This is a genomic window from Streptomyces sp. CBMA291 (assembly GCF_014596525.1).
Classification (GTDB): domain Bacteria; phylum Actinomycetota; class Actinomycetes; order Streptomycetales; family Streptomycetaceae; genus Streptomyces.
Genome location: NZ_MSJP01000050.1, coordinates 49072 through 59656, shown reverse-complemented (window position 1 = coordinate 59656; position 10585 = coordinate 49072). Strand labels below are relative to the sequence as shown.

At 72.8% G+C, this 10585-nt stretch carries 10 protein-coding genes; 7 read left to right on the top strand and 3 right to left on the bottom strand.

Going from position 1 to position 10585, the window contains the following annotated elements; translation table 11 throughout:
- The 4 genes from BU197_RS13725 to BU197_RS13710 form a co-directional block, all read left to right on the top strand.
- Nucleotides 1-332: sirohydrochlorin chelatase (locus tag BU197_RS13725; RefSeq protein WP_317453386.1), on the top strand; the 332-nt coding region annotated here is incomplete at its 5' end.
- 499 nt (nt 333-831) lie between these two features.
- Nucleotides 832-2013, top strand: a complete 1182-nt coding sequence (locus BU197_RS13720) for a low temperature requirement protein A (RefSeq protein ID WP_188268472.1) — start codon at nt 832-834, stop codon at nt 2011-2013.
- A gap of 50 nt (nt 2014-2063) precedes the next feature.
- Entirely contained in the window at nt 2064-3176 is a 1113-nt protein-coding gene (locus tag BU197_RS13715) for a P1 family peptidase (RefSeq protein WP_188268536.1), read from the top strand.
- An 89-nt stretch (nt 3177-3265) separates the two neighbouring features.
- Complete coding sequence (locus BU197_RS13710) at nt 3266-4108, top strand: DUF6227 family protein (protein ID WP_223182814.1); 843 nt, start codon at nt 3266-3268, stop codon at nt 4106-4108.
- A gap of 208 nt (nt 4109-4316) precedes the next feature.
- Here the strand turns inward: BU197_RS13710 and BU197_RS13705 are convergent, their stop codons facing one another.
- Nucleotides 4317-5885: an MFS transporter gene (locus BU197_RS13705; RefSeq protein WP_188268534.1), complete on the bottom strand. Its 1569-nt coding sequence runs from the start codon at nt 5883-5885 to the stop codon at nt 4317-4319.
- A 61-nt stretch (nt 5886-5946) separates the two neighbouring features.
- On the opposite strand from BU197_RS13705, the gene BU197_RS13700 reads away from it, so the two are divergent.
- Nucleotides 5947-6921 (top strand): helix-turn-helix transcriptional regulator, encoded by a 975-nt coding sequence (locus BU197_RS13700; protein ID WP_188268533.1) that lies wholly within the window; start codon nt 5947-5949, stop codon nt 6919-6921.
- Between the two features lie 229 nt (nt 6922-7150).
- Here BU197_RS13700 and BU197_RS13695 read toward each other — a convergent pair whose 3' ends face one another.
- The gene (locus tag BU197_RS13695; protein WP_188268532.1) at nt 7151-8152 is read right to left on the bottom strand and encodes an RNA polymerase sigma factor RpoD/SigA; all 1002 of its coding nucleotides are present in this window, start codon (nt 8150-8152) and stop codon (nt 7151-7153) included.
- 148 nt (nt 8153-8300) lie between these two features.
- On the opposite strand from BU197_RS13695, the gene BU197_RS30460 reads away from it, so the two are divergent.
- Nucleotides 8301-8633, top strand: a complete 333-nt coding sequence (locus BU197_RS30460; RefSeq protein ID WP_223182815.1) for a hypothetical protein — start codon at nt 8301-8303, stop codon at nt 8631-8633.
- Between the two features lie 53 nt (nt 8634-8686).
- Complete coding sequence (locus tag BU197_RS13685; protein ID WP_188268531.1) at nt 8687-9703, top strand: questin oxidase family protein; 1017 nt, start codon at nt 8687-8689, stop codon at nt 9701-9703.
- 16 nt (nt 9704-9719) lie between these two features.
- Here the strand turns inward: BU197_RS13685 and BU197_RS13680 are convergent, their stop codons facing one another.
- A complete protein-coding gene (locus tag BU197_RS13680) occupies nt 9720-10502 on the bottom strand; it encodes a dioxygenase (protein WP_188268530.1) in 783 nt (260 codons plus the stop codon).
- Nucleotides 10503-10585: the final 83 nt, after the last annotated feature.

The window sequence follows — 10585 nt, the reverse complement described above, 5'->3', positions numbered from 1 at the left end:
GTCCCGGCGGCGCCGACGGCACCCGCACGGCGGCGCGGCAGTTGCGCGCGCTGCTTCCGGTACGGGTGCCGGTGGCCGTGGCGTACTGCTCGGCGGGTGCGCCGGGCCCGGCGGAGGAGGTCGCGCGGTTGCGGGCGGCCGGTTTCCGGCGGGTCGCGGTCGCCGCCCATCTGCTCGCCCCGGGCCGCTTCACCCGGACGCTCGCACGGCTCCCGGACACCTGGGCGGTGTCGGCCCCGCTCGCGGACCACACCCGACTGGCGACCCTGATAGCGACCCGCTACGCACAGGCGGAACCGGAGCCGTGCCCGCGGGGGAGCCGGGGCCGGTGACCGCAGGGGAAGCCCGCGCCGTGTCCGTAGGGAAGCCGGGGCCGGTGACCGCAGGGAAGCCGGGGCCGGTGACCGCAGGGAAGCCGGGGCCGGTGACCGCAGGGAAGCCGGGGCCGGTGACCGCAGGGGAAACCCTGCGGGAAGCCCCCGTAAGGGACGGCCCGGTAAGGGACACCCGTAAGGGAGAGCCCGGTGGGGACACCCGTAAGGGAGGGTCTGGCGAGAGAACCCCGTAAGGGAGACCCGGCACGGGCGCCCCCTAAGGGAAGCCCCGCACGAGGGCCCCACCCCAGGAGCCCCGCAAGGGAAGCCCCCGTCCCAGGGCCCCCGCAAGGGAAGCCCCCGCGAGGTTCCCCACCTCACCTCGCCCCCACCCCACCTCACCTCGCCCCACCCTCACCTCACCCCGCCGCGCCCCACCCCCGCCGCGCCCCTCTCACCCCGCCCCCGTCACGCGTGCCTCGGCACCCCGACGTGTCCGCTCTGGTGTGCTGGGGTCATGACACAACCGTTTCTGCCGTTGACCGCGCGGTCCCGCGCGGAGTCGCACCGGGTCTCCACCCCGCTCGAACTCTTCTTCGACCTGTGTTTCGTCGTCGCCATCGCCCAGGCGGGGGCCGAGCTGGTGCACGCGGTCGCCGGGGGCCACGCCGGGCAGGGCGTCCTCGACTACGCGATGGTCTTCTTCGCGATCTGGTGGGCCTGGATGAACTTCACCTGGTTCGCCTCGGCGTACGACAACGACGACGTGCTGTTCCGGCTCGTCACCCTGCTCCAGATCGCGGGCGTGCTCGTCCTCGCCGCCGGGGTCTCGCGCGCTTTCGAGACGCACGACTTCCTCGGCGTCTACCTCGGCTACGTCGTGATGCGGCTCGCGCTCGCCTCGCAGTGGCTGCGGGCCGCACGGCACGCCGTCGACCCGGTGGAGCGGACGATGTGCCTGCGGTACGCGACGGGGGTGGCCCTCGTCCAGATCGGCTGGCTCGCGCTCGTCCTGCTGCCCGAGCCCGCCCGGGGCTGGGTCTTCCTGGTCATGGTGCCGGCCGAGCTGGCCGTACCGCTGTTCGCGGAGAGGGACCTGCCGAGCGCCTGGCATCCGCACCACATCGCCGAGCGGTACGGCCTGTTCACCATCATCGTGCTCGGCGAGACCGTCGCCGCCGCGACGGTCGCCGTGAAGACCGGCATCGTCGAACACGACGCCCTCGACAGGCTCGTGCCGATCGCGGTGGGCGGTCTGCTGCTCGTCTTCGCCGCCTGGTGGATCTACTTCGTCGCGCCCGCGCACACCCTGCTGCGGTCCAGCCGCCAGGGCTTCCTGTGGGGATACGGCCATTATGTGATCTTCGCTTCGGTCGCCGCCGTCGGCGCGGGCCTGGAGATCGCCGTCGAACAGGCCGTGGGCAAGGCCCACATCGGCGCCCTCGCGGCAGCGGCGGCGGTGACCATCCCCACCGCCCTGTACCTGATGTCCGTATGGCTGCTCCACGCCCGCCACTTCAAGGTCGGTCTCGCCCAGCAGCTCGTCCTGCCCGTGGCGTCGCTCGCGGTGCTCCTGTGCTCCTTCGCGGGCCGCTGGGCGGTCCTGGCCACCGGTCTGGTCGCGACGGCCACGGTGGCGATCGGCGTGACCCTGACGGCGGGCAACCCGGCGACCCGGGACCGGCCGGAGACCGGCTGACCCCTGCGGGGAAGGGCCCGCCGCGCCCGTACGCGTGGTAGGCAGGGCCCATGACTCAGCCCGAACGTCCCGAACGTCCCGGACGCCCCGCCCGCGCCGACGCCCTCACCGACGTCCCCGGCGTACGCGTGGGCCACGCGCGCGTGGCCGGGTCCGGGGCGCTCAGCGGCACCACGGTGGTGCTGGCCCCGGTGGGCGGCGCGGTCGCCGCCGTGGACGTGCGGGGCGGCGGTCCCGGGACGCGGGAGACGGACGCGCTCGACCCGAGGAACGTCGTCGAGCGGATCGACGCGATCGTCCTGACCGGCGGCAGCGCGTACGGCCTCGACGCGGCTTCCGGGGTGATGGCCTGGCTTGAGGAGCGGCACCGGGGGGTCAGGGTGGGCCCCGATCCGGCGCACGTGGTGCCGGTGGTGCCCGCCGCCTGCGTCTTCGACCTGGGCCGTGGCGGGGACTTCGGGGCGCGGCCGGACGCGGCCACAGGGCGGGCTGCGGTGGCGGCGGCGGACGCGAGCGGGGACCACGCGCGCGTGGCGACGGGCGCGGTCGGCGCGGGCACCGGGGCGGTGGTCGGCGGGCTGCGCGGCGGGGTGGGCACGGCGAGCGCCGTCCTGGAGTCGGGGATCACGGTCGGCGCGCTGGTCGTGGTGAACGCGGCGGGCTCCGCCGTCGACCCGGACACCGGAGTCCTGTACGGCAGTCACCACACGGGCGGGGGCCGTCCGGTCCACCCCGAGGCGGCGGTCCACGAGGCGGCCGTACGGCGGCTCGCGGAGGCGCGGACGGCGTCCGTGCCGCCGCCGTTGAACACCACGCTCGCCGTCGTCGCGACGGACGCGGTCCTGACGCGCGCCCAGGCGCGGAAGGTCGCGGGCACGGCGCACGACGGCATCGCGCGCGCGGTGCGTCCGGTGCATCTGATGAACGACGGGGACACCGTCTTCACCCTCGCCACCGGCGTACGGGAGCTGCCGTCGGCGGCGGGTCCGCTCGCCCTGAACGAGGTTCTGGCGGTGGCCGCCGATCTGGTGACGCGGGCGATCGTCCGGGCGGTGCTGGCGGCTCCCGGCGGCAGGAGGGGGCCGGGCGGCGACTTTCCCTCGTACATTGAGCTGTACGGTCCGGAAGCGGGGTCCTACTTCCCCGCGAACCAAGGAAGTTGAAAAGAAAAGAAAAGGAAGAAAAAAGGAACGGCCGGGGATGGGCGGGAACTTCTCCCGCGTACCCTTCGTTTTCCGAAACCCCGGACAAGATGTCAGACCAAGGGACTACGTTAAGCAAGCACCAAGTGACATGCGGCGACGGCCTGGAGACCCTCTTGAACGATCCGCAGGATCCTCACGATCCGTACGAGACGACCGAGACGCACCTTGAGCGGCTCCTCGGCCGGGCGCTCAACTCCTTCGACCTGCCCGACTCGACCGTCGAGCGCCTCGGTACGGCGCTCGCGCACTCCAGCGCGCTGCACTCCTCGCACCACAGCGCGTCGCTGCACCGTTCCACCTACCGTCACACGTATCTGCTCGGCGACGGCAGCGCCCTCACCCTCTGGGAGCTGACGCACAACGCCGGGCGGGACGGCGCCGAGCAGCACGAGCTGTACGCGGAGGAGGCCGAGGCGCGTCTCGCCGCCTCGCGGCTGCCGTCCGGTCCGCCGGCCGGCTGGAGCGCCGAGCGCTCCGACGGCCGCGCCTTCGACGAGGACGACGACCTGGAGCTGCTCAGCGCGCTGCTGACCCGGCCGATACCGGCCCAGCCCCGGCTGTACGTGCCGGACAACTCCGCCGACCACGCGCGCCGGGTCCTGCGCCGCGCGGAGAACGCGGACCGGCCGGGCGAGCGCACGGCCCGCCGGCTCCGCTCGGCCTTCGCCCACCACATCACCCAGGCCTTCGGCCGGCACTGCCCGGTGGAGGGCGGCCGGGGCGCCGGATTCACCCTCTACGAGCACCAGTTCCTGCTGCTCGACGGCAGCGAGGTCAGCCTCTGGGAGGTCGAGCACACGGCGACCCCCGACGGCCGCCACATGTGCGAGGTGTACGAGGAAGAGCGCGCGGCCCGGGAGGCGATGGAGTCCCGCGCCCGCGTGGTCTGACGGGGTGTACGCGGCCTGATGGAGCATATGTAGCTGACGGGGCGTACGTGGCTTGGCGGGGCGTACGTGACCTGACAGGACGTACGTGGTCTGACGAAGCGTCCAGCCCCGGGGCGGACGCGCCGAGGGGCGGTGCGCGTCACGCGCACCGCCCCTCGTCCGTCCCCCTCGTTCAAGGCTCGCCCGGGACTCGCCGGGCGGACCCGGCTCAGCTCGCGAGCGCCGGTTCCTTCGTCGCCCCGCCGGGGACGTCGGCGGTGGTCTCGGCCTCGTCGCCGCCGCCCTCCAGATGCTGCCTCGGCTTCGCCGGGAGGGCGAACATCACCAGGAAGATCAGCGCGAGGACGCCCGCCGCCCAGCCCAGCGAGTTCCGGAAGGCGTCGGTGAAGGCGGCGCCCACCTCGCCCGGGGCGCGGGCCAGCCGCTCGTCGTCGATCACGCCGAAGAAGACCACGGACACCAGGCCGAGACCGAGCGCGTTGCCCATCTGGCCCGTCGTGTTGATCAGGCCCGAGGCCGAACCCGCGTGCTCCTTCGGGACCTCGGAGAGGACCGCGTCGGTCAGCGGCGCCACGATCAGGCCCATGCCCAGACCCATGACCACCAGCGGCGCGATCATCTGCCAGGACTGGATGTCGGCCCCGTACCGGCCGGCCACGAAGAAGTAGAAGAGGATGCCCGCGATCATCGTCAGGGCGCCCGCCTGGAGCACCTTGCGGCCGAAACGCGGCACCAGCTTCTGCACCGAGATGCCCGCCGCCACCGACACGGCGACCGAGAACGGCACGCCCGTCAGGCCCGCCCGCAGCGCGCTCCAGCCCAGACCGATCTGCATGTAGAGCGTCCACACCAGGAAGAAGATGCCGAGCACCACGCCGAAGGTCAGCTGCACGGCGATACCGGCGGCGAAGCTCTTCACACGGAACAGCGACAGCTCGACGAGCGGCGAACCGCCCTTGCGCGTCTTGTGCTTCTCGTACGCGACGAGCAGACCGAAGACCACCAGGCTCCCGGCCATCATCAGATGACCCCACAGCGGCCAGTCCAGCTCACGGCCACGCGTCAGCGGGTAGACCAGCATCAGCAGGGCGGCGGTCACCAGGAGCACGCCCACGATGTCGAGCCGCAGGGCCTTCGGCGCCTTCGACTCGGTGATGAACTTCCGGCCGAGGAGCAGACCGGCGATGCCGACCGGCAGGTTGATCAGGAAGATCGGGCGCCACTCCAGACCCGCGATGTTCCACTGGGTGAGCAGCGCGCCGAGCAGCGGTCCGGAGACCGCGCCCAGACCGACGATGGCGCCGAACATGCCGAAGACCTTGCCGCGCTCGTGCGCGGGGAAGGTGACGTGGACGATCGACAGGACCTGCGGGACCATCATCGCCGCCGCCACGCCCTGGAGGAGGCGGGAGGCGACCAGCATCTCCGGGTTGGCCGCGAAGCCGCAGAGGGCGGAGGCGAGCGTGAAGCCCGCCGTGCCGAGGAGGAACAGGCGCTTGCGCCCGTAGATGTCACCGAGCCGGCCGCCGGTGATCAGTCCCGCGGCGAACGCGAGCGCGTATCCGGCGGTGATCCACTGGATGGCCCCGAACCCGGCGCCGAGGTCCCGCTCGATGCTGGGGATCGCGATGTTGACGATCGTGGCGTCGACCAGGTCCATGAAGGCGGCGGTCATGACGATGGCGAGGGCTATCCAGCGCCGCTTGTCGCCGGGGTCGGCGGGCGCCGCGTCGGTGTCCTGGGGGGCCGCGTCCAGGACGGCTTCTTGTGAACTCATGAAAGAAAGATAGAAGCCATATAGGTCAGGTCATGTCCTAGATGCCCCGCATGCTGGTGTCATGACGGACACCCCGGCACGACTCCTGCATCTGCTCTCGCTCCTCCAGACCCCGCGCGAGTGGCCCGGAAGCGAACTCGCCGAACGGCTCTCGGTCTCCCCGCGCACCATCCGCAGGGACATCGACCGCCTCCGTGACCTCGGCTATCCCGTGGAGGCGACGCTCGGCGCGGTCGGCGGCTACCGCCTCGTCGCCGGTACGGCCATGCCCCCGCTCCTCCTCGACGACGAGGAGGCCGTCGCCATCGCGGTCGGGCTGCGCGCCGGTGCGGGGCACGCGATCGAGGGCGTCGACGAGGCCTCCGTACGGGCCCTGGCCAAGCTGGAACAGGTGCTTCCGGCCCGGCTGCGGCACCGGGTCTCCGTCTTGCAGAACGCCACGATCCCGCTGACCAGGGGCGACGGCGCCACCGTCACCCCGGCGACCCTGACCGCGCTCGCGGGCGCGGTGACCGGGCACGAGCGGCTGCGGTTCGACTACCGGGCGGGCGACGGCACGGAGTCCAGGCGCCTGGTGGAGCCGTACCGGCTGGTGTCGACCGGCTACCGCTGGTACCTCGTCGCCTACGACCTGGGGCGGGAGGACTGGCGGACCTTCCGGGTGGACCGGGTGAGCGAGCCCTTCCCGACCGGCGCCCGGTTCACGCCCCGGGAGCTGCCTTCGGGGGACGCCGCCGCGTTCACCGCGCGGTCGATGGCGCGGGCGCAGGGCGAACTCGACCTCGACGTGGAGTTCTCCGCGCCCGCCGATTTCGTGGTGGCCCGCCTGCCCTCCCATCTGGTGCCGGTCGCGACGGGCCCGGACCGCTGCCGACTGCACGCCCGGGTCGCCGACTCGGTGGAGTGGCTGGCGCTTCGCCTCGCCGTGATGGACGTCGACTTCACCGTCCACGGCCCGGAGCCGCTGGTGGCCCATCTGCGCCGCCTCTCGGAACGGCTGGCAGCGGCGGCGACGGCGACGGTCACCGGTAGCTGAACGGGGAGAACGCTGAACAGGGAGAACGGGGAGGGCCCGGCGGGCGTCCCGTATCCCTGAACCGTGCCCCCTGATCGCTGGCCCCTGGCCCCTGCCCCCCTGGTCCCTGACCCACCGGGCAGGCATCCGGCCCCGCCCCCTCAGGGCAGGAGCGGATACGGATAAGGGCCTCGGGGACCGCCCCGGTCCCCGAGGCCCTCCCCGTGGGCGCCCCCGCTCAGGGTCGGGATCAGGCCACCGCGTCGAACCCGGTGTCGTGGGCCATCTTCTTCAGTTCGAGCAGGGCGTGCTTCTCGATCTGGCGGATGCGCTCGCGGGTCAGCCCGTGCTCCTTGCCGACCTCGGTCAGCGTCCGCTCGCGCCCGTCCTCGATCCCGTACCGCATGCGGATGATCGAGGCCGTGCGGTGGTCGAGCTTGTCGATGAGGTCGTCCAGTTCCTCGCTGCGCAGCAGGGTCAGGACGGACTGCTCGGGCGAGACCGCGGAGGTGTCCTCCAGGAGGTCGCCGAACTGCGTCTCGCCCTCGTCGTCCACCGCCATGTTCAGCGAGACCGGGTCCCGCGCCCAGTCCAGGACGTCCACGACACGCTCGGGCGTCGAGCCCAGCTCGGTGGCGATCTCTGCGGGCTCGGGCTCCCGCCCGTGCTCCCGGTTGAACTCGCGCTGCACCCGGCGGATCCGGCCCAGCTCCTCCACCAGGTGGACGGGGAGCCGGATCGTGCGGGACTGGTCGGCTATGGACCGGGTGATGGCCTGACGGATCCACCAGGTGGCGTACGTGGAGAACTTGAAACCCTTGGCGTAGTCGAACTTCTCGACCGCGCGGACCAGGCCCGCGTTCCCCTCCTGGATCAGATCGAGGAGCGGCAGCCCGCTGCGCGGATAGCGCCGGGCCACGGCCACCACGAGCCGCAGGTTGGACTTGATGAAGAGGTCCTTGGCACGCTCGCCCTCGGCCACCAGGGCTTCGAGCTCCTCACGGCTCGCGCCGCCCGCCTCGCTCTCGACCTCGCCGTCGAGTATCCGCTGGGCGTACACCCCGGCCTCGATCGTCTGGGAGAGCTCGACCTCCTTGGCGGCGTCGAGCAGGGGCGTGCGCGCGATCTCGTCGAGGTACATGCCGACCAGGTCGCGGTCGGCGATCTCCCCGCCCACGGCGCGAACGCTGCTGGCCCGTGCGGCTCCGCTCTTGGCGGAGGTCTGACGACGGGCGACGGCACGGGTTGCCATGCGTGCTCCCTTGCTGAGTAGGTCGCGACACCCTTTCGGGTGCCCTGCATCCGACGGAAACAACGACTGGAATCAGGACAGAATTCCCACCCGGCACATGGATTTTCGAGATCATGCAGTATCCTGCGTGGCCGCCGACCCCCGGGGCATGCCTGCGGAACCTGCGGAGGCCCAGGTCAGACCCGGCACGAAGGGCGCCGCGACCCCGCTCGCGGCCCCCGCCGACCACACCGTCGGTGAGACCGCGCTCACACACGGCGTCACCCTGGAGGACGCGGGGAAGAGCCGGGAGGTTGTCGTCCTCCCGGACCAAGTGATCGACATCCCGGGCCGGGGGATCGGCCGCGCGGACCGGGTGATCGGCCTCCCGGGCTGGGGGATCACCCTCCGGGACCAGGTCGTGGGCCTCCGGGACCAGGCGGTCGGCCTCGCGGACCGAGACAGCGGCCTCCGGGACCTAGGTCGTCGGCCGCCCGGCTGAATAGGTCCCCGGTCCGTTCCCCGCACCCCCTCCCCCGCCCTAGCGTCCTCGGCATGGACGACAGCACCGGAACTCTCGACGAAGCACTCGAACGCCTCCACGCCAGCGGCCCCGAGCGCGGCGGCTGGCTCTCCAACCACGCCCCGATGGCCGTCGAGGCCTTGGTCCGCCACGGGCAGGCGACGGCCGTACACCGCTGGATCGACCACTACGCGCCCAACCTGGAGGAGCTGCCCCCGCCGACGGGGACGCTCACCGCCGCCGACGCCGCCGGGGCGCTCGGCGACCCGGCCCGGATGACCGACTGGGTGCTGTTCTTCGGGCGGCAGCTCGACGAGCGGCCCTGGCGGGAGGTCCTTGCCGAGTGGTGGCCCCGGCTGCTGCCCGGGATCGCGGGCGGCGCGACCCACCCGGTGATCCGCACCGGGCACGCCGTACGGACCCTGCTCGAATCCGGCGAGGCGGGGACGACCGGGCCGCGCCGGGCCGAGCTGGCGCACGCGCTGGGGTACTGGGCCGCCCGGCATCAGCCGCTGCCCGCGCTCGCCACGCTGGCCCCGGCGCCGTCGGCGGCCGCCGCCCTGGACGCCGTACCCCTGGTTCCGGAGCAGGAGGGCGGGATCAGGGAGCGGCTCGCACGGCTGACGGCGTTCCCGGCGTGGGGCGCGGCGCCGGATCCGGAGACGGCGCGGGAGCGGCTGGTGGAGCTGGTGACGGCGGCCACCCACCGGTACGCGACCCATGGTCACGCGGAGCCGGTCATGCTGGTCCACGCGGCGACCGCGCCGAACGCGGTGCTGCGCGCCCTGCCCGCGCTCCCCCGGGAGCTGTGGGCGCCGAGTCTGGCGGCCGCCTGGACGGCCTCGGCCGCGGTGACGGCGGCGTACGCGCCGGCGGAGGGCGCCCCGTGCGCGCCGGTCTCGCTGACGCCCGAGGAGGTCTTCGCGCGGGCGGCGGCGCACGGCGACGACCACACGATCAAGTTCACCGATACGGCGCTCGACGTGGGCGGTCCGCTCGCGCTGGCCGCCGCCGTCCGCTCGGTGGAACTCAATCCGCCGGCCTTCTGACCTGCCCGGGAGTCGCTCAGCCGAACTGCACCGAGCGCTTCGCCAGGCCCATCCAGAAGCCGTCGATGACGGAGCGGTCGGTGCCGAGGTCGCCCGCCGCGTCGGCGGCGCCCATCGTGACGAAGAGGGGCGCGAAGTGCTCGGTGCGCGGGTGGGCGAGGCGTCCTGCGGGTGCCTTGTGCTCGAAGTCGAGGAGGGCGTCGACGTCCTGCGAGGCGAGGGCTTCGTGACCCCAGGCGTCGAACTCGGCGGACCAGCCGGGGACGCCGCCGTGCCGGAGGGCGGCGAGGTTGTGGGTGAAGAAGCCGCTGCCGACGATGAGGACGCCTTCGTCGCGGAGCGGGGCGAGCCTGCGGCCGATGTCCATGAGGCGGCGCGGGTCGAGGGTGGGCATGGAGATCTGGAGTACGGGGATGTCCGCGTCCGGGTACATCTCGACGAGCGGCACGTAGGCGCCGTGGTCGAGTCCCCGGTCGGGGATGTCCTGGACGGGCGTGCCGGGGGCGCGCAGCAGCTTGCGGACGGCCTCGGCGAGCGCCGGGGCGCCGGGGGCTTCGTAGCGGACGCGGTAGTAGTGCTCGGGGAAGCCCCAGAAGTCGTAGACGAGGGGGATGGTCTCGGTGGCGCCGAGGGCGAGCGGGGCCTCCTCCCAGTGGGCGGAGACCATGAGGATCGCCTTGGGGCGCGGGAGGCCCGCGGACCAGGCGGCGAGTTCGCCGGGCCAGACGGGGTCGTCGGCGAGTGGCGGGGCGCCGTGGGACAGATAGAGCGCGGGCATCCGTTCGAGCGTGGTGTCCAAGGCGACGACCCCCTTCAGGGTTCTCCGGAGCAGAGTTCTTGAAAGTTCAAGCGTTACCGCACACCTTAAACTCATATAGTTCA